This window comes from Shewanella sp. ANA-3, from assembly GCF_000203935.1.
Lineage (GTDB): Bacteria > Pseudomonadota > Gammaproteobacteria > Enterobacterales > Shewanellaceae > Shewanella.
On sequence record NC_008577.1, the window covers coordinates 2557808 to 2580878 of the forward strand.

The following is a 23071-nucleotide window of genomic DNA, read 5'->3' on the forward strand; positions in this document are numbered from 1 at the left end:
TAATGCTTTACAAAACTAGCGAACATCTGGCGCGACTGAAGGGATCAAGCAAATCACAGTGCGATTGCCGATGGGCACCTTAGCATTGGGGAAGACAATCGCTTCAAATTCCTGTTCGACTTTAATTTCCTGCCCACCCTCTCGGGCCAATACAAAGCCTTTCGGGAACGATCGGAAGTTTTCGACATCGGCCGCGAAGGTAAATTCAAAATCATCAAAATGTTTGTTAATCACCCGACATACTTGATACAGATTCACCTTATCCGCTGAGAATGGCTCAAGCGCTAAGGGTTTGTCTGTGATAAGGCGCATAAACATCTCTTGGGCGGCAATAAAACGCGTCATATCGTTTTGCCCCATGGGATACACCTTACCTAATTCAATGGTAAAGGCATCGGCGCCATACTGCTCGGAGGAAAAATAACTAAAGGTGGTCGTCGGCTCATGGTGAAATAACACAGTATCGACGCCACTGGCCGCTAAAAACATGATTTGCTCGGCGCTGTAAGCCCGGCCGGGACGATAGGGATAAATCGCAAACTTTTCGTGTTTTGATGCCCGCATCGCCGTGTGTAAATCGTAGTGAATACGCTGGCGCCCTGCAGCTGCGCCCTTAAAGAAGCGGTCGACATAAGCTTCTAATTTTTTTGCTCGCACCCGCTCAGGATTGACTAATCCCGGTGGGTTTGAATGCTCGCCACTAAAGAGACGATTCATGTTCTCGTCGATAATGCGAGTGCCGTTATTAATCGCTAAAGGGTTACCAATAAGAAACAGTGTGCGTTGTTTGGCGATGATTTTTTGTTGGAGAAGCTGTTTGATTAAGGTATTGCAGAGTTCGATGGGGGCGGTTTCATTACCGTGGACACCGCAGGAGAGAATGACATCCTTACCTTGGGCTTGTGCTGGCTCAAAGACGATGACGCCTGTGTTCCACACTTCGACTCGAGTATGTTCCCCTAAGGTGAAACTAAACTCATCCCCGAGGGTTTCAGGATTGGCGAGGGTCAGCGCGAGAAAATCCTTCGAATCTAACAGAGCTTGTAACACAGAATTCTCCTTATAATAGCGTGTCAAAGACGGGAGTGATGGCAATAACTGCCTGTTTCATGGCACTTATCGCTACCCGCCTTAAAAAGCGCATCCATACTAACACAAGTTTTTGGGCCGTTACTCTGTCATTCTGGTCAAACAAGCGCATTTCGCGGCAAACCACAGCATCTTAGCCGCATTTGGTCGACATAGGATTAATTTTGTCGACACACTTGCTTTTAGGGATGAGTTTTATCACAATCCTTAGCCATCTAGACTTCTATCAGGATTTATCATGGCGTTAGCAACTTTCGGTGCCGGCTGTTTTTGGGGCGTGGAGTATTTCTTTAGACAAGTCAACGGCGTGACCAACGCGACCTGCGGCTATATGGGTGGTAATAACGAAGCGACCACCTATGAGGAAGTCAAAAAAGGCAAAACAGGCCATGCTGAAGTCGTGCAAGTGGAATTTGACCCTGCGATTGTCAGCTACGACGAGTTACTGGATGTGTTTTGGAAGAACCACAACCCCACCACGCTCAATATGCAGGGCGGCGATATCGGCACTCAGTACCGCAGTACCATTTTCTTCCATGACCGTGAGCAAAAAGCGACGGCCGAAGCTTCTAAACTGGCCTTTGCCCGGTCGGGCCGCTGGGGATTACGCCACATTGTGACTGAAATTGTACCTTTGCAGCAATTCCATGTTGCAGAGGAATATCATCAAAACTATATCGATAAGAACAACTTACCTAGTTGCCATCTCGAGTATTGATCAAAACCATTTAGCATCTTCGTGAGAGGCTTGGCTTCTCATCGCTACAAATAAAAACGCACTCATAGGATTTCCATGAGTGCGTTTTTTATCGGAAAAACAAAGCTTAAATGCTAGTTCAGGCGCTAAGCGCCTTATCAATCAAGGCCTGTGCGTCCTTAATGATATCGGCAAGATGCTGCTCACTGATAAAGCTCTCACCGTAAATCTTAAATAACGCCTCAGTGCCCGACGGCCGCGCCGCGAACCAACCATTGGCCGTCGTCACTTTAATGCCACCTATCGAGGCGTTGTTACCAGGGGCGTGGGTCAATACGGCATCAATCTTCTCACCCGCCAGCATAGTGGCGTTTAAGGTTTCGGCATTAAGCTTGGCAAATTTGGCTTTGTTCTCAAGGCTGATCGGACTGTCGATACGCTTGTAAAAACTTTGACCGAATTGCGCCACTAATTCTTGATGGCGTTGCCCCGGTGTCTTGCCAGTAACCGCAAGCATTTCGGCCGCAAGCAGTACCAGAATAAAACCGTCTTTGTCGGTACACCAAGTCGTGCCATCACGGCGCAGGAACGCCGCGCCAGCACTCTCCTCACCGCCAAATGCAATAGTTGCCTCGGCTAATCCATCAACGAACCACTTAAAGCCGACAGGGACTTCGAGTAATTTTTTGCCATGGAAGGTACAGATTTTATCGATAAGCGCGCTCGATACCAGTGTTTTGCCGATGGCTAACTGCTCGCTCCATTCGGGTCTGTGGGTCAGCAAATAATCAATTGCTACCGCTAAATAGTGGTTGGGATCCATCAGTCCGGTGCACGGACACACGATGCCGTGTCTGTCGTAGTCAGGATCGTTACCAACGCATAAATCGAAGGATTCTTTGTGGGCAAGTAAGCCTGCCATCGCATAGGGAGAAGAGCAATCCATACGGATCTTGCCGTCTTTATCGAGCGACATAAAGCTAAAACTTGGGTCGACCTTATCGTTAACTAAAGTGATATCAATGCCATAGTGCTTGGCAATCGGCGCCCAATAATGAATACCCGAGCCGCCTAATGGGTCAACGCCCAATTTCAGCTTAGCCTTAGCGATAGCATGCATATCGACCACATTGACTAAATCCGCCACATAGGGCGTGATCAAATCAATGGCATGCACATAACCCGAGGTTAACGCATCCGCATAAGCCAGCTTATTAACGCCCTTAAGCCCTGCGCGCAGGTAATCATTAGCACGGGACTCAATCCACGCTGTGATATTGCCTTCGGCTGGGCCGCCATGGGGAGGATTGTACTTGATACCACCATCCTGCGGTGGATTATGGGATGGTGTAATAATCAAACCATCGCTTAACGCGGCGCCACTCAGCGCCGCTTCACGATTGGCACAAATAATGGCATGTGACACCACAGGCGTGGGGGTAAAGCCATCATTTTGCTGAATATGCACAGTCACCTTATTGGCCGCTAACACTTCAATCGCCGACACGTAAGCCGCATAAGATAAGGCGTGGGTATCGATACCTAAAAATAGCGGGCCGTCGATATTCACAGATTGGCGATAATCCACCACGGCCTGAGTAATCGCCCAAATATGGTCTTGGTTAAAACTTGCTTGAAACGCGGTTCCGCGGTGACCCGAGGTCCCGAACGTCACACGTTGCTCTGCAGCATCCACATTAGGTTTGATGCTGTAATAATGGCTCATCAGCTTTGGAATATTCACCAGATCCGTCTGACTCGCGGTTTGTCCTGCCCGTTGATGTATTGCCACCTGATCCTCTCCTACTGGAAAATCGGTTAATTAAATGGAAACGCCGCATCATTGCGGCGTCGATAAAAGCGTTATACGCGTTCGGCAATGCCGTTGGCGATTTGGGCATCGCAGCCAAATTGCATTAAGGCTTCGACTAAAATCGCCCGTTTTTTGGCGGTGTTATTGTTGGTCGTGACCCAAAATCCGGTATTACCGATTTCCTTGGGGTTGGCGGTAGCACTGGCCTTGAGTAACTCTTCCCGTGAGCGCGCAAAATAGAGTCGATCGCGACCTTGGATCTGCAAAATTTGCGAGAATTGCGCTTGGCTCTGTTGATATAAACTCTCGAGCAAGAATAAGAAACGACCCACGGCGCCTTTTTGCTGCTCTAACTTATGCTCATCCACCAATTGATTGAAATCGGTCGCAGAGACTAAGGTTTCTATCTGAGGTGCTATCTGTGGCTCAGGCGTCGTTGCCTCTAAACTCGGTTGGCTAATGGCCTGTGGCTGCGCCTGTTCAACCGCATCGACGGACAGGCCGAGTAATCGACGGAGAATGTCAGAGGCGCTCTCACCAATACGTTCCGTTTTGCTGGCAATATGACGATAGAGCTCTTCATCCACTTCGATGTATTTCATAACCTTATTATCCTTTGTTATTCGATAGGCTTAACCGAAAAAGTGCACCACAGGCGATCCTCGCAAAGGATCTGTGCGATCGTTGCCCCAGTGTATCTATCTCTATCAATCTGATAAAGCATCATTAATCTAAAAATGCGTGAAATCGCACATCAAATTAGCACAAGCGCGTTAATCGCTGAAAAAGCCAGCAAGTTCGGCGCACTGTGCCTCAAAATCGCCTCAAGACTTGTCAAACTTAACCCATTAGGGGCACAATCCGCAGCACTTTATGTACCACAGCACAGGCGATTCCATGAATTTTGCATCCACAGGTCAAGGAGAAGAAGTCCTCCTTATCCACGGACTCTTTGGCAATTTAGATAATCTTAAGGGGCTAGGACAAGTCCTCGAAGCAAATCATCAGGTTATCCGCGTTGATGTGCCTAATCATGGTTTGAGTGAACATTGGCAGGAGATGGATTACCCAAGCTTAGCCAAGGCCATGGTGGCATTGTTAGATGAACTTGAGCTTGAGCGTATACACATTGTTGGCCATTCCATGGGCGGTAAAATCGCCATGGCAACCGCCCTTGCCTATCCAGAACGCATCATCAGCATGGTAGCCGCCGATATTGCCCCAGTTGCTTACCAGCCGCGCCATGATGCGGTATTTGCGGCACTCGAAAGTTTGCCACTCGAAGGCCACACCGACCGCCGCTTCGCGTTATCGCATTTATTAGCGGGTGGCATCGATGAACCGACCGCGCAGTTTTTACTCAAAAACCTCCAGCGCACCGACACCGGCTTTCGTTGGAAGATGAACCTTACTGGTTTAAAAAGCTGTTATCCCAACATCATTGGTTGGCCAAATGAAAACCACAAATCGCAGCAAGTCTATAACGGACCGAGCCTTTTTATCCGTGGTGGCGACTCCAATTATGTGACCGCCGAACATCGCGATGAGATCATGCGTCAATTTCCCGCGGCGCAGGCCAAAACATTAGAAGGTTGTGGCCATTGGCTGCATGCTCAAAAACCAGCGGTGTTTAATCGTATTGTGTCTGAATTTATTGACAAACACTCAGTGTAAATGACAATGATTCTCGACCTAAATCATATAGCCGACACCCTGCTGATGTGATATATTCGCGCCTCTTTTAGCCTTAGAAGACTCTAGAGGACTAAGAAAGTATGTTATCTCAGTACATGGAACAAATTGAAACCATCGGCCTGAACCTGTTTTTTGCCGCGATATTTTTCTTTATCGGCATGGCCATCCACGATGTGCTTAAACAAGGTAATGTGCCGAAATTTGGTCGATTTATTGTGTGGTTAGTGTTATTTCTCGGCTGCGCCGGGTTTATTGCAAAAGGTATTATCCAGATGTCCTGGGAAGGTTCAGGCATCGGTTAAACAATAAGAACATGGCAAAAGAAGCAACAGATAGAACAACCATTGACCTTTTTGCCAATGAAAAGCGCCGGGGCCGCCCACGTAGCAATCCTTTGTCCCGTAGCCAGCAACTTAAGGTCAATAAGCGCAACCAGATCCAGCGGGATAAAGCCAAAGGATTAAAGCGAATAGAGTTAAAGGTGTCACAAGATTTATATGACGCCTTGAATGAGCAGGCATTGGCCAGTAACATCAGCCGAAGCCAGTTAATCGAATTAATTCTTCAGCAAAAAATAGAATGCTGAGCAATCGATAGCAGCAAGATTAACGTATAAGTGAACTAGACATAAAGGATAGACAATGGCAACTGTAGGTCTTTTTTTCGGTAGCGACACAGGCAACACCGAAGCTGTCGCCAAGATGATCCAGAAGAAACTGGGTAAGAAAATGGTTGAGGTGAAAGATATCGCCAAGAGCACCAAAGAACAGATCGCAGAATACGACCTGCTGCTGTTCGGCATCCCAACCTGGTATTACGGTGAAGCACAGTGCGACTGGGATGACTTTTTCCCTGAATTAGAACAGATTGATTTTACAGACAAACTGGTTGCTATCTTCGGTTGTGGTGACCAAGAAGACTACGCAGAATACTTCCTCGATGCCATGGGCATGGTGGGCGATATCGTTCAAGCTCGTGGCGGTATCATCATCGGTCACTGGCCAACGGCTGGTTATAACTTCGAAGCGTCAAAAGGCTTAGTCGATGATGACCACTTCATCGGTTTAGGGATTGACGAAGACCGTCAACCAGAGCTGACTGAAGAGCGTGTGGATGCTTGGGTTAAGCAAATCTACGAAGAAATGTGCTTAGCCGAGTTCGAAGACTAAGCTCAGTTCCGTAAAAAAAGCGGCCGAAATGCCGCTTTTTTTATGTGTGCTCTCCCGATTAATGAAAGCGATACACTCAATGGCAACCACCGCTCCCCACTGGGACATCTTTTGCTGCGTCGTCGATAATTACGGCGATATCGGCGTCACTTGGCGCTTAGCCAAACAGCTGGTCAATGAATATCAGCTCCCCATTACACTCTGGGTCGATGACTTAAACAGCTTCTCGCATATTTTACCGAGCCTTGACCCAAACCAAAGCAGCCAAGTCTTTAATGGCGTCACCATCAATCATTGGACAACACCCCTGCCCGTGGCATTTGTGCCCGGCGCCGTGTTAATTGAAGCCTTTGCCTGCGAACTGCCTGACGAGGTCAAACAACAACTCATCACGCTGCACAGCACAACACCGCAAGCTGTGCCTGTATGGCTTAATTTAGAATATTTAAGCGCCGAAGACTGGGTCGATGGCTGCCATGGGTTACCCTCGATGCAGGCAAGCGGCATCAAAAAGTATTTCTTTTTCCCGGGTTTTACCCCAAAGACGGGTGGATTAATCTGTGAGCGGGAGCTATTTGCCGAACGCGATGCATGGCAACAGGATAGCGTCAATAAATTGCAATTATTTGAGCGCCTTGGTCTTAAGGATATTCAGGCGCAAGATACTGTCTACAGCGTCTTTAGTTATGAAACTGATTCTCTGCCGGCCTTATGTGAACTTTGGCAAGCCAGTGCAACAAGCGATGCCAAAATCCATGCGCTTATTCCCAAGGGACGCAGCTTAAACAGCTTACAACACTTATTACCCTGCAAGGTTGAGGCGCTCAGCCCCGGACAGCAAATTAAGCTAGGTCATTTGACCCTGCATATCTTGCCGATGACTGACCAACAAGGGTTCGACCGCCTGCTGTGGAGCTGCGACTTTAATATTGTCCGCGGTGAAGATAGCTTCTTGAGGGCGCAATGGGCCGCTAAACCCTTCATTTGGCATATTTATCCGCAAGAAGATGATTATCATCTAATAAAATTAGAAGCTTTTATCCAACTTTACTGCGATAATCTGCCCCCTGATATTGCCGACACTTGGTCTAAATTGAATGTTGCATTTAACCAAGGCGAGCAATCTGCCGTGAAAACTCACTGGCAAAACCTAAATCCTGTCAGTTTGCCACTCTTGCAACATGCTAAAGATTGGCCAATTGACGCAATAAATGCTGCAGATCTTGCGACTCGGCTAGTCCAATTCGTCAAAAAAAGCTAAGATGCTGCGCTGAAATAGAAAATCGACATATAGGAAATTGTGTAATGAAAACTGCTCATGAAGTCCGTCCTGGTAACGTGATCATGTTTGAAGGCAGCCCATGGGTTGTACAGAAAACAGAAACAACTCGTTCTGGCCGTAACGCTGCCATCGTTAAGTTAAAGCTGAAAAACTTACTGCTTAACTCTGGTACTGAAACCACTTTCAAAGGTGAAGATAAGATTGACGATATTATCCTAGATCGTCTGGATTGTACTTATTCTTACTTTGCTGATCCTATGTACGTGTTCATGGATGCAGAATACAACCAATACGACGTAGAAGCTGAGAACTTAGGTGATGCTGCGGCTTACATCGTTGACGGTATGGAAGAAACTTGCCAAGTAACTTTCTACGAAGGCAAAGCAATTTCTGTTGAAATGCCAACCACTATCGTACGTGAAGTGATCTACACTGAGCCATCAGCTCGTGGCGATACTTCAGGTAAAGTAATGAAGCCAGCAACTATCACTGGCGGCGGTACAATCAGCGTGGCTGACTTCGTTAAAGTTGGCGACAAGATTGAAATCGACACTCGTACTGGCGAATTCAAGAAGCGCGTATAATCGCCCTTCCTACTTGTCTCGTCCTGAAATAAGTTGACACTTATTTCCACCTAAAACGCTCGATGAACCTCATCGGGCGTTTTGTATTTTAAGGCCAAATGTGGCCGTCGTTGATTATAGATGGCAACCGCTTCTGCCACCATTTGTCGCGCCTCCTCCAGCGTTGCGGGCTTATGTGTTAAAAACTCCTGCTTCAAGATGCCATTCACTCGCTCTGCTAAGGCATTTTGATAGCAGTCATATCCGTCTGTCATTGAGCATGTCACGCCATGTTGTGCGTGAACCGCTTGATACGCGTTTGAGCAGTACTGTATCCCTCGGTCTGAGTGGTGTATCAGCGGTTTACTTTTATCTTGTCGCTGTCTCAGTGCCCGTTTGTAAGCCGTTAGCACCCCGTCTGTTTTAAGATTATCATCAACATGATAACCCACAATTTTTCGTGACCAGGCATCGGTCACCAAGCTTAAATAGGCTTCATTATCTTGCAGTGACAGATAGGTAATATCAGCCACCCAGACTTGTTCTGAGCGGCTGATGTCCACTTGCTGCTCACTGGGCTTAAGCAAGTTGGGATGACACCTAAATCGATGATGGCTATGGGTCGTTTTATGGTACGCCCGTTTCGGCGTGACCAACAAACGATGCGCCCTAAGACAGCGAAATAACCGGTCTCGTCCTATCACTATTTGATGCATTTTGTTGAGTAAATACTGCAGTTTACGCGTACCGACTCGCGGTTGAAATAACCGTTCATATTGTACCGTTTGCACCACCTCTTGCTCCTTTAGCTCTGAGACGATTTGCCGCTGGCATTGTTGATAATACGCCTGGCGACTGATGCCAAGGTAACGACAGCATTGGGTGACGCCATAACCTATGGCCGTTTTTTCTTGGAGCGTTTCGCGGGTGGCTTTTTTACGACGGATATCCCGTAGTCAGTTCTGAGTTTTTCGACAATGGCTTCGAAGAACGCGGCTTTCATGCGAGTATCTTCAAGTTCGGCTTCGAGGGCTTTTATCTTTTGCTCGGGGGTGAGCGTGGTGGGTTCAGTCATCAACTGTCCTCGCATTGATGTAGGCGGCGTCCCTAGGGACCAATCCAGTTTGCCATGCTTGCGTAACCACACTAACACGGTGGAGCAGCCTTGAATACCGTACTTGTCTTGTGCCTGCTTATAGGTCAGCTCGCCTTTTTCCACTTGGTCGACAACCGCCAATTTAAAAGCGAGGGAATAATCACGTTGAGTTCGTTTAATTGTTGAAGTCATTACACTCTCCAAAATGAGTTTGAAAAGTGTCAACGCTATTTAGGACGGGTCAACTCCCAGATAAAAAAGCCAGTGCCTGCACTGGCTTTTTTATTGCCTCGAATTTGATGCTTCTAACGGTTTGCTGCCGGACAGTTATCACATGGAATTGGGTATCGAGGTAAACAGCGAAGAGTTCTTTAGTGGCGCGAGCCAGTCAACACGCTCAATAAACGTTGGCAATAAAAAAACCAGCCGTAGCTGGTTTTTTATATTTACTGCATCGCAGCTTAGGCAATCAAGATAAAGCCAAAGAACGCAATCACAGCGGCAATTAACGCATAGGGTAACTGAGTCACCGCATGGCTCACTAAGTTACAACCAGAGCCTTGTGCGGCCAATACGGTTGAATCTGAGTAGAAACACGCTTGGCTACCAAATGATGATGCCGACAGCAGCGCACCAATCACCAGTGGAATATCCGCACCAACCGATTGCGCCAGTGGCATCACAATTGGAATGGTCACCGCAAAAATACCCCAGCTTGAACCCGTCGCAAAGGCAAGGATCGCCATAGAGAGGAATACTACCGCAGGCAACATCTTAGGCGTCATGAATGGGCTCAATGATTCAATCACATATTGTGGCAGCAGCAGCGCATCACATACATCCTTAAACACGAATGCGGCGATCACGGTACCAATAGCGGGCAGCATGCTCTTAAAACCATCGATCATCTGATCCATCATTTCTGACAGTGGCATTAAACGTTGCACTGCATAGTAAGGCAGCGTGATAACTAATGTCGCTAACAAGCCCTTCCACACGTCGATATCAAAATAAACGGTAAAGGCAACCAGTAGCAGAATAGGCACTAAGAAGTTGTGCAGCTTGCCCTGATTGTCGGCATGCTTAAACTCTTCTTCAATCGCAGCAATCGCGTATTCGTCAGAGGTTTGTACCTGGTCTAAATCGACTTGCGCCTCAGCAGGTTCACCTTGGGCGGCGCGCAGCTGGGCTTTTTTCATCGGACCAATGGCAGGCACAACACCTAACACCACCAGTAACACCATAGCTACGGCTAACCAAGCGTAAAGCATGTAGGGGATCGCCTGCATATATACGCTAATGCCCTGACCTTCTGCCGCCACACCGTTATCGACCAGCAAGCCACCAAAGAATACTGCCCAGGTGGATAATGGCACGAGCACGCACACTGGCGCTGCGGTAGAGTCAACCACATAGGCTAGCATTTCACGGGACACTTTAAACTTATCGGTCACACGCTTCATGGTTTCACCCACGGTTAACGCGTTCAGATAGTCATCGATAAAAATCACAATCCCGAGAATAAAGGTCATAAACAGAGAGGATTTAGGGCCTTTAGCAAATTTTAGTGCATTTCGACCAAACGCCAGTGCACCACCAGTACGCACTAACAGGGCAATTAACGCACCAAAACAACCACAGACTAAAATCAACCAACCGATGGTTTCATCGGCCATGACTTTTAATGAAGTGCTGGCGAAATTATTTAAGACTTGCGACGGATCGAGTAACAGGAAACCAGTTACCGCACCAATGATCAGAGAAAGAATGGGGCGGCGTAACCAAATGGCCAACACCAATACCACCAGAGGTGGAATAAGACTTAACGCTGTCGGTTCAGACATGCACTTAGGTCCTCTAAATAAGTTGCCTAAAGGGCAAAAGTTTTTAGAACAGCGCCTGAAATCACCTCGATCACGGACGCCAATATTGCTGCTTCATGATGACTAACTCCGCTGATAAAACCTGCTAAAAGCTTGTTATCTTAGGTGCCTTGCCAAAAACATCGCGCAGAAAATAAAGCGCATCGAATATCGAGTCAACCATAAATTTATGCTAACCATAAATAATTTTTAATACTGAAATAAATATTGGCATATGCATTTGATTTTAAATGACTTTAAGCCAGCGTAACGAAATCTTTATTTGACCTTAAATGCTTAATAAGCATTCAGTTAATCTGCCTAAATATCAAAAAATCGCTGAATGCCCGATAAAACCGCATTAACTAAAATCACCGCCAGTAAATCAGCGGTTAAGCAAAAACTGATTAACAATTTTATTAACATTTAACCGTTGAACGGATTTTTAGTTTCAAAAAAAGCGAGCACAGGCTCAAGTAAGCCGTTTGATAGTCGCAAAGGCTGACCCCACTAAAACCAACAGTGAATTAGTTTGATACTTTGCATACATTCAGCATTTAAAACTTGTTTTAATTTATTTAAAGCTTGGTTAAAGCATATTTAACTGGGTAGTTTAATGAAAAAAACTTGTTATTTGTGCTCAAGCCCCCTTCCTTAAGCCATATAATTTCGTTATGGTGCACAAACTTAAGCCTAAATTAACTGCATGTTTCGAGGTGTAAATGCGCCCTATCATCAAGTCCAACAAGTTGGATACTGTTTGCTACGACATCCGCGGCCCAGTGCACAAGGAAGCCAGACGTTTAGAAGACGAGGGACACCGCATCCTCAAACTCAACATTGGTAACCCCGCCCCCTTCGGTTTTGAAGCGCCGGAAGAAATTGTGCGCGATGTGATCCTCAATCTTCCCAGCGCCCAAGGCTACTGTGAGTCGAAAGGATTATTCTCTGCCCGCAAGGCGATTGTGCAGCATTATCAAGCGCAGGGCATTAAAGGCGTCGATATCGAAGATGTCTATATCGGTAATGGTGTGTCAGAGCTGATTATGATGGCCATGCAGGGCTTATTAAACACCGATGATGAAGTGCTGCTCCCCTCTCCCGACTATCCGCTATGGACCGCGGCGGCGAATTTAGCCGGCGGTAAAGCGGTACATTACCGCTGCGATGAAGAGGCGGATTGGTTCCCGGATCTTGATGATATTAAGAGCAAAATTTCGTCTCGTACCCGTGGTATTGTGCTGATTAACCCGAACAACCCAACGGGCGCTGTTTACAGTAAAGAATTACTGCTGCAAGTTATCGAGCTCTGCCGCGAGCACAACCTGATCCTGTTTGCCGATGAAATCTACGATAAGATTTTATACGACGAGGCCAAACATATTCCGGCCGCGAGCCTCTCTGACGATATCTTAACCGTGACCTTTAATGGTCTTTCAAAAGCCTATCGCGCAGCGGGCTTTCGTGTCGGTTGGATGATGTTGTCTGGCAATCTTAAGGCTGCCAAGAGTTATATCGAAGGTTTAGAGATGCTTTCCTCGATGCGCCTGTGTGCCAACGTGCCGAATCAACATGCGATTCAAACCGCGCTCGGCGGTTACCAAAGCATTAATGAGCTGATTTTACCTAGCGGCCGCTTAACCGTGCAGCGCGATACCTGTTATGAGTTATTGAACCAAATTCCCGGTGTGAGCGTGAAAAAGCCCAAGGGGGCACTGTACGCCTTCCCCAAACTGGACATGAAAAAGTTCAACCTCAGGGATGATGAGCGCTTAGTACTCGATTTGCTCAGGGATAAAAAAATCCTCCTCGTACACGGCAGCGCCTTTAACTGGCCAGAGCCGGATCATTTAAGAGTGGTGTTTTTACCCTATAAGGAAGATTTGACTAAAGCATTGACAGAGTTTGGCAATTTCCTCGAGACCTACAAACAATAATGTTTTAGTCTCACCGCCAAGATGACCATTAGGTTAACCTCGACTAAAGCGATCCTCTGGGTCGCTTTATTTTTGCTGTGCGTAAAAACTCTTCAATCATTCCACTCACTTATCTACCTTGCCTGTGTTAGGCTAAAGCTTCATCGCCGTACTTTTTTATGCAGTATTTTTAAGCCGTATTTTTAAGCCACGCTTCTCACCGATTTGTCTTGAGTTGAGTGTTATGCGGTCCGGCATTCATATAAAGGAGCATTATGAGTCATTTATTTGCCCACCTCGCCCGAATGAAACTTATCCAGCGCTGGCCATTAATGTACAACGTGCGCACCGAAAACGTTCAAGAGCATTCGCTGCAAGTTGCCATGGTCGCCCATGCCCTCGTGATTATCAGTAATAAGAAATTTGGCACCACGCTCGATGCCCATCAGGCGACCAGTTTAGCGATTTTCCATGATGCCAGTGAGATTTTAACTGGCGACTTACCGACTCCGGTAAAGTACTTTAATAAAGAAATCGAAGCCGAGTATAAGAAGATTGAGGCCATTGCCGAGCAGCGCATGCTCGATATGGTACCCGATGAATTTAAAGAGGATTATCGCAGCCTGTTTATTAGCGATTACGCCGATCCGATTTACAAAGCCATAGTCAAATCCGCCGATACCCTGTGCGCTTACCTTAAATGTCTAGAGGAAAACCGCGCTGGCAACACCGAATTTAATACCGCGCGTAAACGACTCGAAGCCATGCTGGCGGCCAATTCCGATCCGGCGGTGAAATATTTTATGGATTGCTTTGTGCCAAGTTTCACCTTGAATTTAGACGAAATTAACAAGATGTTGTGATATATCACTCTCGCTAGGAATGCATATGAGCTCAAGTGTTTGGCAAGAACGCCGCCATGGCGAAGATAAACAAAGACGTAATGATCATCGAAGCCCTTTCCAAAGGGACAGAGCAAGGATCCTCCACTCCGCAGCTTTTCGCCGCCTACAGGCCAAAACCCAAGTGCTTGGGGTAGGCATGAACGATTTTTATCGCACGCGCTTAACCCATTCACTCGAAGTGTCTCAAATCGGCACTGGCATTGCGGCGCAGCTCAGCCGCAAGTATCCCGAGCATAAGCCCTTATTAGGCTCGATGAGCCTGCTCGAATCCCTCTGTCTAGCCCATGATATTGGCCATCCGCCCTTTGGTCATGGCGGTGAAGTCGCACTCAACTATATGATGCGCCACCACGGCGGCTTTGAAGGCAATGGCCAGACGTTTCGTATCCTCTCGAAACTCGAGCCTTACACCGAGGCCTTTGGGATGAATCTGTGCCGCCGTACTATGCTCGGCATTTTAAAATATCCCGCATCGCAATCACTGCTGTTTGTGGCAGGTTCGCATCCTGAAATCACCAATCACAGACAGCTTAAACCATCACAATGGCCGCCTGTTAAAGGCATATTCGACGATGATAGCGACATTTTCGATTGGGTACTGGAACCGTTGTCCGTTGCCGATAGAGCGCGCTTTACCTCCGTTCAACCGAGCCTACAGCCAAACTACCCGCATCTACGCACTCAGTTTAAATCCTTCGATTGCTCGATAATGGAACTGGCGGACGACATCGCCTACGCGGTGCACGATCTTGAAGATGCGATTGTCATGGGCATAGTCACCGCCTCGCAATGGCAACAGGATGTGGCGCCGACACTTAAGCACAGTGGCGATCCTTGGATCCGCCAAGAGCTTGCCGATATCGGCACTAAGCTCTTCTCCCACGAACATCATCTGCGAAAGGATGCCATCGGTACCTTAGTAAATGGTTTTGTCACCGCCATTATTATCAACGACGATCCGGCTTTCGAGGAACCGTTGCTGCGGTTTAATGCCAGCCTAGAACCCGAATTTGCTAATGCGCTCAATGTGCTAAAGCAGTTAGTGTTTAAATACGTTATCCGTAAACCTGAGATCCAAATGCTGGAATACAAGGGCCAACAGATAGTGATGGGACTCTTCGAAGCGTTCGCCTCGGATCCCGAGCGGTTATTACCACTCAATACCCAAGAACGTTGGCGCACCAGTGAGCAGCAAGGTCAAAACAGCCACAGGGTGTTGGCAGATTATATTTCTGGCATGACGGATGAATTTGCCGGAAGACTGTACCAGCAGTTATTTAGCCCCAAGGCCGGCTCGAACGTGGAACTCAGCAAAGAGATGTAGCGCTGAACAGGCAATAAAAAACCACCGCAAGGTGGTTTTTTATTATCAGTGCGTTCCGCAAGTAAACGGCTTAGAGTCCGCCAATCGCATCTTTACACAATTGGGTGATACGCGCCCAATCGCCCTGCTCCATTGCATCGGTTGGGGCAATCCAGCTGCCGCCGATACAATCCACATTTTTCAGCGCTAAGTAATCTTTATAGCTGCTTGGCGTAATACCACCCGTTGGGCAGAAACGGATATCCGCTAATGGGCCGGAGAATGCTTTTAGCGCATCCACACCGCCCGAAGCTTCCGCTGGGAAGAATTTAAAGTGAGTGTAACCCAGCGCCATGCCCGTCATCACTTCGGATATGCTGGCAACGCCTGGGATCAAAGGCACAGGGCCTTGCATACCGGCTTTAAGCAGCTCAACCGTCGCCCCAGGGGTGATAATAAATTGCGCACCGGCAGCAATCGCCTGATCGAGCTGGGCTTCATTTAAAATGGTACCCGCGCCAACAAGCGCCTCAGGCACTTCTTGGGCGATCTTAGTGATAGCGTCGAGGGCGCATGGAGTACGTAATGTCACTTCCAAAACGCTGATCCCGCCAGCAACTAAGGCTTTAGCCAACGGCACCGCATGTTCAATCTTGTTAATGACCATAACAGGAACAATAGGGCTGCGTTTAAAAATATCTTGTGGTTGTAATGACCAGTTATTCTCAAGCATTGCGGTATTCTTCCTTTGTATTAATAAAGTTCGTCAATGGCGCTGGTACTGCGCGCACCAGTTTCTGGACTGCTTAAATTTGAACGCAGTGCCCCAAACAACTCACGGCCCATTCCATAGCGTGAGTGGCGTAAATCGATTTCAGCGGCGGTTCTCGCGGCAAGTTCGGCATCGGAGACCAATAAGCTCAGCTCACCGGTCAGTGCGTCGACACGAATCAGATCGCCATCTTGCACTTTGGCAATTAGCCCTCCATCGATAGCCTCTGGCGTTAAGTGAATTGCGGCTGGTACTTTGCCCGATGCGCCCGACATACGACCGTCGGTCATCAGAGCCACTTTAAAGCCTTTATCCTGCAGAGAGCCTAACAGTGGCGTTAACTTGTGCAGCTCAGGCATACCGTTCGCTTTCGGCCCTTGGCCTTTAACTACCACCACACAATCTCGGTCTAATGCGCCGGATTTAAACAGCGCATCGAGTTTGTTTTGATCGTCAATCACCACGGCAGGCGCTTCAACTACACGGTGTTTTTCTTGCACGGCTGACACTTTAATCACCGCACGGCCCAAGTTGCCCTTAAGCAGTTTTAAGCCACCGTTGTTTTGGAAAGGCGTAGCGACAGACGTTAATACTTCAGTATCTAAGCTGACGGTTGGACCATCGACCCAGCGCAGCTCGCCATCGAGTAATTTTGGCTCTTGGGTGTAACGACGTAGACCAAAACCGGCAACTGTGTTGACATCCTCATGTAGGAGGCCCGCGTCGAGTAATTCCTTGATAAGGAAAGCCATACCGCCCGCGGCGTGGAAGTGGTTAATGTCCGCATGACCGTTTGGATAAACACGGGCCAGCAAAGGAACCGCGTCAGATAATTCAGAAAAATCATCCCAGTTCACGATAATGCCAGCCGCACGCGCCGCCGCCACAATGTGCATGGTTAAGTTAGTTGAACCACCCGTTGCCAGTAGCGCCACTATGCCGTTCACCACGGATTTCTCGTTAACCACTTCACCGATTGGGCTGTATTGAGTGCCAAGCTCTGTTAAGCGGCACACCTGCTTGGCCGCCATTTTATTCAGCGCTTCACGCAGTGGGTCGTCAGGATTCACAAAGGATGAACCCGGCAATTGCAGCCCCATGACTTCGAGCATCAGCTGGTTCGAGTTAGCCGTACCGTAGAAGGTACAAGTGCCAGCGCTGTGATAAGACTGCGCTTCGGCTTCAAGCAGCTGCGCTCTATCGACTTTACCTTGGGCAAATTGCTGGCGAATACGGGCTTTTTCCTTGTTTGGGATCCCCGACTTCATTGGGCCTGCAGGCACAAACAGCATAGGTAAATGGCCAAAACTTAAGGCGCCAATCAATAAGCCCGGCACGATTTTGTCGCAGATACCCAGTAATAAGGCGCCATCAAACATGTTGTGGGATAAGCCCACCGCCGTCGCCATGGCAATCACTTCACGACTCAGTAAGCTCAGTTCCATCCCGGGTTGACCTTGAGTCACACCGTCACACATTGCAGGTACACCACCTGCGACCTGTGCAACACTGCCCACTTCCTGACAAGCTTTTTTCAGCAATTCAGGATAGGTTTCATAGGGTTGGTGTGCAGACAACATATCGTTGAATGCGGTAATAATCCCGATGTTAGCTTTGGTCAGTTGACGCAATGAATTTTTGTCATCTGGACTACAAGCAGCAAAACCGTGGGCTAAGTTACCGCAGCTTAAGGAGCTACGGTGTACGCCATGGTTACGAGCATCATTTAACGCGGCTAAATACGCTTCACGAGATGCTTTGCTACGGGCAATAATTCTGTCGGTAACAGATTGAACGACTGAGTGCATGAGAGTGACTCCTTAAGCGCTCCAGAACACGTCAACGGGCGTTTTACGCTGCGCTAATACGGCTCTGATGGGCATAGCATTAACATCATCATTTTCTAAGGCTTGACGATATACGGATAATTTCTGTTCCCCGACCAAATGCAGATAAATCTGTCTGCTATTGAGGATCGCATTCTTAGATAATGTGATCCGGCCATGGGGCGCCGTGGTGGGATTGGTTGCCACACACAGGGCTTGAGTGCTCAAGGCATCATTTAACTCGGCGCTGCAAGGGAACCATGAGCAAGTGTGACCATCATTGCCCATACCGAGCACCACTACATCGAAGGGACGCGGGAAATTAGACAGCGACTCGGCGGTCATATCGGCGCCCGCTTCGGCGGTGGAAAACATATTCTTTAATCCGCGGAACTTGGCATTGGCCGCGCGGTTTTGCAGTAAATGTTCACGCACTAACCGCTCATTCGATGCACTGTCTTCCACATCTACCCAGCGCTCATCGGCGAGCGTGACATAAACATCACTCCAATCGATGGATTTCATGCTGAGGAGCTCAAACAGTTTCAGCGGTGTTGAGCCGCCGGAGACGACTAAGCTTGCCTTACCGCGGGCATCCACAGCCTCTTGCAACTGACTGGCGATCTTATTCGCCAACTGTTGCTCGAGCGCTGCGGGTGTATCAAAGGATTTAAATACGGTTTCTTTAATCATAAAAGCCCCCTATTCATCCCACGAACGGCCGTCTTTGGTGATCAGCGCGACCGACGCAACAGGTCCCCAAGTGCCCGCAGGATAAGGTTTCGGTTTCTCGTTACTTTGTTCCCATGATTGGATGATGCCATCCACCCAAGTCCAAGCCTGCTCTACTTCGTCACGGCGAACGAACAGGGCTTGGTTACCGAGCATGGCTTCGAGCAACAGACGCTCGTAAGCATCGGCGATACGCTCGTTTTTAAAGGTATCCGAGAAACTCAAGTCGAGTTTGGTGGTTTGTAAACGTTGTTTCTGCTCTAGCCCCGGCACCTTGTTCATCATCTGGATCTCAACCCCTTCATGTGGTTGCAGACGGATGGTTAACTTGTTAGGTGGCAAGTTACGGTAGCTTGAGCGATACAAGTTGTGGGGTGGGTTTTTAAAATACACCACAATTTCAGAGCTCTTGAACGGCATGCGTTTACCGCTACGCAGATAAAATGGCACGCCAGCCCAACGCCAGTTGTCGATATCGACACGCAGCGCCACAAAGGTTTCAGTATGGGACTGAAGGTTAGCGCCCTCTTCCTCTAAATAGCCAGGAACAGGACTGCCTTTTAGGAAGCCGGCACTGTACTGACCACGGACAGTGTTCTCATAGACATTGTCGGCATTGATTGGGCGCAGCGACTTCAGTACTTTCACTTTTTCATCGCGAATACTGTCAGCATCTAAGTTAACTGGTGGATCCATGGCAACCAGTGTCAACACTTGCAGTAAGTGGTTTTGGATCATATCGCGCATCTGACCGGCTTTATCGAAGTAACCCCAACGGCCTTCGATACCCACTTCTTCAGCAACGGTGATCTGGACATGGTCAATGGTCCGGTTGTCCCACTTAGACGCGAATAACGAGTTAGCGAAACGCAGCGCAATCAGGTTTTGGACTGTCTCTTTACCTAAGTAATGGTCGATACGATAAACTTGGTTTTCTTTGAAGTAGGCAGAAACTTGATCGTTAATCACACGGGAAGAAGCGAGGTCAGAGCCAATGGGCTTTTCGAGTACCACGCGAGAATCGCTATGGATAAGATTTTGTTCGTGTAAACAGCGGCAGATATCGCCAAAAATCGCAGGAGGGGTGGCAAAATAACTGACCATGACGCGCTCTTCTGGTTTGAGCAATTCATGGAAGGCGCTGTAGCCTGCAGATTCGGTGAAATTCGTGCCGACATAATGGCAGCGGGACAAGAAGCGTTGGACAGTCTCTTCGCAGAGGGCTTCTTTTACGAAGGTTTTTAACGCAAGGATGACGAGTTCTCTAAATTCATCCTGACTGAACTCATCTTTGGCAACCCCAATGACTTTGGTGTTTTTATCCAGAAGTTCAGCTTTATCTAGCTGGTATAAAGAAGGTAACAACTTGCGTCGTGCCAAGTCGCCTTTAGTACCAAAGAGTACGAAGTCACAAGCTTTGGCGCCTGATGTTGTTTTGCCCATTGCGTTACGCTCTCCTTTGTATGTTGTGTCCCTTCAAGCCAATGAAGAAATCCACACTTTTGTTGTAATATAACAACAGAATTTGTTAAATGCATCTATTTTTATCAATATTAACATTCTTGCTAACTAGGCACCTAGGGCATAAATCTGATATGCTTTTTGTGCTTAAATTACTGATGATAGTAAATTCTTATTTCAAAAATGTACTTAAAACTTACTTAAGCAGTGTCGATTAGTGAGATCCTGAAACAGATCAGCAGCACTAAACAAAAATAAATAAAATTACATTCTCAATTTAGCGGACGTACGCGTATGAATACCCTAGAAAAGGTTCAAAAAAGCCTCACCCATTTTAGTAAGTCAGAACGCAAGGTTGCAGAGGTGATCTTAGCCTCTCCGCAAACAGCTATTCACTCCAGTATTGCCACTCTGGCTAAGATGGCAGATGTGAGTGAACCTACTGTGAACCGTTTCTGTCGCCGCTTAGATACTAAAGGCTTTCCTGATTTTAAGTTACATCTGGCGCAAAGTCTCGCAAACGGTACGCCTTATGTGAGCCGCCATGTGGAAGAAGATGACTCTCCCGAGTCTTACACCACAAAAATTTTCGAATCATCAATGGCTTCCTTAGATACAGCACGTCAAAGCTTAGACGTCACTGCCATCAATAAAGCCGTGGATATTTTGACTCAAGCCAAAACGATTTCCTTCTTTGGCTTAGGCGCTTCGGCCTCCGTAGCCCATGATGCCCAGAATAAATTTTTCCGTTTTAATGTGCCTGTCATTTGTTTTGACGATGTTCTGATGCAGCGCATGAGCTGTATTAACAGCAATGAAGGCGACGTTGTGGTGCTGATTTCCCATACAGGTCGTACTAAGTCATTGATTGAAATAGCGCGTTTAGCGAGAGAAAACGGCGCGGCTGTGATTGGTATTACGGCTCGTAACTCACCGTTATCTATGGAATGTACACTGCCTGTGACAATGGAAGTGCCTGAAGATACCGATATGTATTTACCAATGGCCTCGCGTTTAGCGCAATTGGTGACTATAGATGTATTGGCGACTGGCTTTACCCTTCGCCGCGGCCCACGTTTCCGTGACAATTTAAAGCGTGTGAAAGAAGTGTTGAAAGAGTCTCGTATCAATAAAGATCCGATACTGTAATTCACTTCCTATCTTAAAAAAGGCTAGTGCAAATCGTCCGTCTAGCCTTTTTTAAAGCAAATTTCAGCGATACCTCACAAATTTGAAACATAACTTTAGATCAATTTGATTGTAACTTTACTACATAATTTGGAATTGCATGGTAATATAGCCCCAAGATTTTTTTAACTTTAACGGAGTATCTTATGTTCCGCAGAACCAAAATCGTCACCACTCTGGGCCCCGCCACTGACCGTGACGATAACTTACGCCGTATTATCGCGGCAGGTGCAAACGTTGTTCGTCTTAACTTCTCCCACGGCTCCCCCGAAGATCATCTCAAACGCGCGACTCAAGCTCGCGAAATTGCAAAAGAATTAGGTGTCCATGTTGCTATTTTAGGTGACTTACAAGGTCCTAAGATCCGTGTATCTACCTTTAAAGACAACAAGAAAGTTCAACTGAACTTAGGTCAAGCCTACATTCTGGATGCCGAGTTAGGTAAAGGCGAAGGCGACGAGAATCAAGTCGGTATCGACTATAAGCAATTGCCAGACGATGTGAATGTCGGCGATATCCTGATGCTCGATGACGGCCGTGTTCAACTGCGTGTTGAGCGCGTTGAGGGTCGTAAAGTGCACACGACTGTTACCGTTGCTGGCCCTCTATCAAACAATAAAGGGATCAACAAACAAGGTGGTGGTCTATCGGCAGCGGCTCTGACTGAAAAAGACAAGGCAGACATTCTGACTGCGGCCATGATCCAAGTGGATTACTTAGCCGTGTCTTTCCCACGTAGCGGCGCCGATCTGGAATACGCCCGTTCTTTAGCACAACAAGCTGGCAGCAATGCACTGATCGTCGCGAAAGTAGAACGTGCTGAAGCCGTTGCTAGCGAAGAAGCGATGGATGATGTGATTTTAGCCTCTGACGTAGTCATGGTTGCCCGTGGTGACTTAGGGGTTGAGATTGGTGACGCAGCACTGGTTGCAGTGCAGAAGAAGCTTATCGCTCGCTCTCGTCAACTGAATAAAATCGTGATCACTGCGACTCAAATGATGGAGTCAATGATTTCGAGCCCAATGCCAACTCGCGCGGAAGTCATGGACGTGGCCAACGCCGTGCTCGATGGTACAGACGCTGTGATGCTGTCTGCCGAAACCGCTGCTGGTGACTTCCCAGAAGAAACCGTTAAGGCGATGGCGAATGTGTGTATCGGTGCCGAATCTCACCCAAGCGTGAAAGTGTCTAAGCACAGATTAGATGCACGTTTTACTTCAGTTGAAGAAACGATCGCACTCTCTACTATGTATGCCGCTAACCACTTAGAAGGCGTTAAAGCGATTATTGCCTTAACTGAGTCTGGCGCAACACCTAAACTGATGTCACGTATCAGTTCATCTTTACCAATTCTTGGTTTATCACGCCATGAGACAACGCTGGCGAAGATGGCACTGTACCGTGGTGTGTTACCGATTTACTTCGACTCAACCATTTATCCTGCCGATGAGTTAGCGCAAAAAGCGTTGGAATCATTAACAGCTGCGGGTTATCTGCAGAGTGGCGACTTGGTATTAATGACCAAGGGCGATGCGATGGAAACTATCGGCGGCACTAACACTTGTAAAGTGTTGATCGTTGCATAATTTTTGCTGATTGGCGTTAGCTAGACGTAAAGAGTAAGGCTAACCGTCATCAAGCTTAAAAACAAAAACCACCTCAATTGAGGTGGTTTTTTTATATCTTGTCAGGCTAGAAACGA

General features: G+C 47.6%; 21 protein-coding genes. 12 read left to right on the forward strand and 9 right to left on the reverse strand.

Translation table 11 applies throughout. The annotated features are described in order from the left end of the window. Window positions 1-15 precede the first annotated feature (15 nt). Window positions 16-1050 (reverse strand): succinylglutamate desuccinylase, encoded by a 1035-nt coding sequence (gene astE / locus SHEWANA3_RS11230; RefSeq protein ID WP_011717095.1) that lies wholly within the window; start codon window positions 1048-1050, stop codon window positions 16-18. Window positions 1051-1327: 277 nt separating this feature from the next. Here astE and msrA point away from each other — a divergent pair, with 277 nt between their 5' ends. Beyond that, a complete protein-coding gene (msrA, locus tag SHEWANA3_RS11235; protein ID WP_011717096.1) occupies window positions 1328-1807 on the forward strand; it encodes a peptide-methionine (S)-S-oxide reductase MsrA in 480 nt (159 codons plus the stop codon). 118 nt (window positions 1808-1925) lie between these two features. Here msrA and pgm read toward each other — a convergent pair whose 3' ends face one another. Continuing rightward, window positions 1926-3578, reverse strand: coding sequence for a phosphoglucomutase (alpha-D-glucose-1,6-bisphosphate-dependent) (pgm, locus tag SHEWANA3_RS11240; RefSeq protein WP_011717097.1), 1653 nt, complete (start codon window positions 3576-3578; stop codon window positions 1926-1928). Window positions 3579-3649: 71 nt separating this feature from the next. Next, the gene (gene seqA / locus SHEWANA3_RS11245; RefSeq protein WP_011717098.1) at window positions 3650-4201 is read right to left on the reverse strand and encodes a replication initiation negative regulator SeqA; all 552 of its coding nucleotides are present in this window, start codon (window positions 4199-4201) and stop codon (window positions 3650-3652) included. A 295-nt stretch (window positions 4202-4496) separates the two neighbouring features. On the opposite strand from seqA, the gene SHEWANA3_RS11250 reads away from it, so the two are divergent. The 6 genes from SHEWANA3_RS11250 (at window position 4497) to efp (ending at window position 8329) form a co-directional block, all read left to right on the forward strand. Then, window positions 4497-5273, forward strand: coding sequence for an alpha/beta fold hydrolase (locus SHEWANA3_RS11250; protein WP_041412638.1), 777 nt, complete (start codon window positions 4497-4499; stop codon window positions 5271-5273). A 101-nt stretch (window positions 5274-5374) separates the two neighbouring features. Then, on the forward strand, window positions 5375-5596 hold the full coding sequence (locus SHEWANA3_RS11255; protein WP_007648263.1) for a DUF2788 domain-containing protein: 222 nt from the start codon (window positions 5375-5377) through the stop codon (window positions 5594-5596). Window positions 5597-5607: 11 nt separating this feature from the next. After that, window positions 5608-5880: a LexA regulated protein gene (gene ybfE, locus SHEWANA3_RS11260; protein ID WP_011622798.1), complete on the forward strand. Its 273-nt coding sequence runs from the start codon at window positions 5608-5610 to the stop codon at window positions 5878-5880. Between the two features lie 55 nt (window positions 5881-5935). After that, window positions 5936-6463: a flavodoxin FldA gene (gene fldA, locus SHEWANA3_RS11265; protein WP_011622799.1), complete on the forward strand. Its 528-nt coding sequence runs from the start codon at window positions 5936-5938 to the stop codon at window positions 6461-6463. Window positions 6464-6542: 79 nt separating this feature from the next. After that, a complete protein-coding gene (gene earP / locus SHEWANA3_RS11270; protein ID WP_041412639.1) occupies window positions 6543-7724 on the forward strand; it encodes an elongation factor P maturation arginine rhamnosyltransferase EarP in 1182 nt (393 codons plus the stop codon). A 44-nt stretch (window positions 7725-7768) separates the two neighbouring features. After that, window positions 7769-8329: an elongation factor P gene (gene efp / locus SHEWANA3_RS11275; RefSeq protein WP_011622801.1), complete on the forward strand. Its 561-nt coding sequence runs from the start codon at window positions 7769-7771 to the stop codon at window positions 8327-8329. 50 nt (window positions 8330-8379) lie between these two features. Here efp and SHEWANA3_RS23200 read toward each other — a convergent pair. Both SHEWANA3_RS23200 and SHEWANA3_RS11290 read right to left on the reverse strand, forming a co-directional pair. After that, a protein-coding gene (locus tag SHEWANA3_RS23200) for an IS3-like element ISShes13 family transposase (protein ID WP_086017254.1) occupies window positions 8380-9596 on the reverse strand; the annotation gives its coding sequence in 2 pieces (ribosomal slippage) (window positions 8380-9248 and window positions 9248-9596; 1218 coding nt in all). Window positions 9597-9865: 269 nt separating this feature from the next. Then, window positions 9866-11248, reverse strand: a complete 1383-nt coding sequence (locus tag SHEWANA3_RS11290) for a Na+/H+ antiporter NhaC family protein (RefSeq protein WP_011717101.1) — start codon at window positions 11246-11248, stop codon at window positions 9866-9868. Window positions 11249-11988: 740 nt separating this feature from the next. On the opposite strand from SHEWANA3_RS11290, the gene SHEWANA3_RS11295 reads away from it, so the two are divergent. From SHEWANA3_RS11295 to SHEWANA3_RS11305, 3 genes are all read left to right on the forward strand, one after another. Then, window positions 11989-13203 (forward strand): pyridoxal phosphate-dependent aminotransferase, encoded by a 1215-nt coding sequence (locus tag SHEWANA3_RS11295; RefSeq protein WP_011717102.1) that lies wholly within the window; start codon window positions 11989-11991, stop codon window positions 13201-13203. A 254-nt stretch (window positions 13204-13457) separates the two neighbouring features. Then, window positions 13458-14045, forward strand: a complete 588-nt coding sequence (gene yfbR, locus SHEWANA3_RS11300) for a 5'-deoxynucleotidase (protein WP_011622804.1) — start codon at window positions 13458-13460, stop codon at window positions 14043-14045. Window positions 14046-14070: 25 nt separating this feature from the next. Continuing rightward, on the forward strand, window positions 14071-15411 hold the full coding sequence (locus SHEWANA3_RS11305) for an anti-phage deoxyguanosine triphosphatase (RefSeq protein WP_011717103.1): 1341 nt from the start codon (window positions 14071-14073) through the stop codon (window positions 15409-15411). A gap of 70 nt (window positions 15412-15481) precedes the next feature. Here SHEWANA3_RS11305 and SHEWANA3_RS11310 read toward each other — a convergent pair whose 3' ends face one another. The 4 genes from SHEWANA3_RS11310 to zwf are packed head-to-tail and all read right to left on the reverse strand — an operon-like array spanning window position 15482 to window position 20163. Then, on the reverse strand, window positions 15482-16123 hold the full coding sequence (locus SHEWANA3_RS11310; RefSeq protein ID WP_011717104.1) for a bifunctional 4-hydroxy-2-oxoglutarate aldolase/2-dehydro-3-deoxy-phosphogluconate aldolase: 642 nt from the start codon (window positions 16121-16123) through the stop codon (window positions 15482-15484). A 20-nt stretch (window positions 16124-16143) separates the two neighbouring features. Then, entirely contained in the window at window positions 16144-17970 is a 1827-nt protein-coding gene (gene edd / locus SHEWANA3_RS11315) for a phosphogluconate dehydratase (RefSeq protein ID WP_011717105.1), read from the reverse strand. Between the two features lie 12 nt (window positions 17971-17982). Further along, entirely contained in the window at window positions 17983-18681 is a 699-nt protein-coding gene (gene pgl, locus SHEWANA3_RS11320; protein ID WP_011622808.1) for a 6-phosphogluconolactonase, read from the reverse strand. A 9-nt stretch (window positions 18682-18690) separates the two neighbouring features. Then, window positions 18691-20163 carry a glucose-6-phosphate dehydrogenase gene (gene zwf / locus SHEWANA3_RS11325; protein ID WP_011717106.1) on the reverse strand — a complete coding sequence of 491 codons (1473 nt, stop codon included), beginning with the start codon at window positions 20161-20163 and terminating at the stop codon, window positions 18691-18693. Window positions 20164-20475: 312 nt separating this feature from the next. Here zwf and SHEWANA3_RS11330 point away from each other — a divergent pair, with 312 nt between their 5' ends. Further along, window positions 20476-21330, forward strand: a complete 855-nt coding sequence (locus tag SHEWANA3_RS11330) for a MurR/RpiR family transcriptional regulator (protein ID WP_011622810.1) — start codon at window positions 20476-20478, stop codon at window positions 21328-21330. A gap of 185 nt (window positions 21331-21515) precedes the next feature. Further along, entirely contained in the window at window positions 21516-22955 is a 1440-nt protein-coding gene (gene pyk, locus SHEWANA3_RS11335; protein ID WP_011717107.1) for a pyruvate kinase, read from the forward strand. Window positions 22956-23071: the final 116 nt, after the last annotated feature.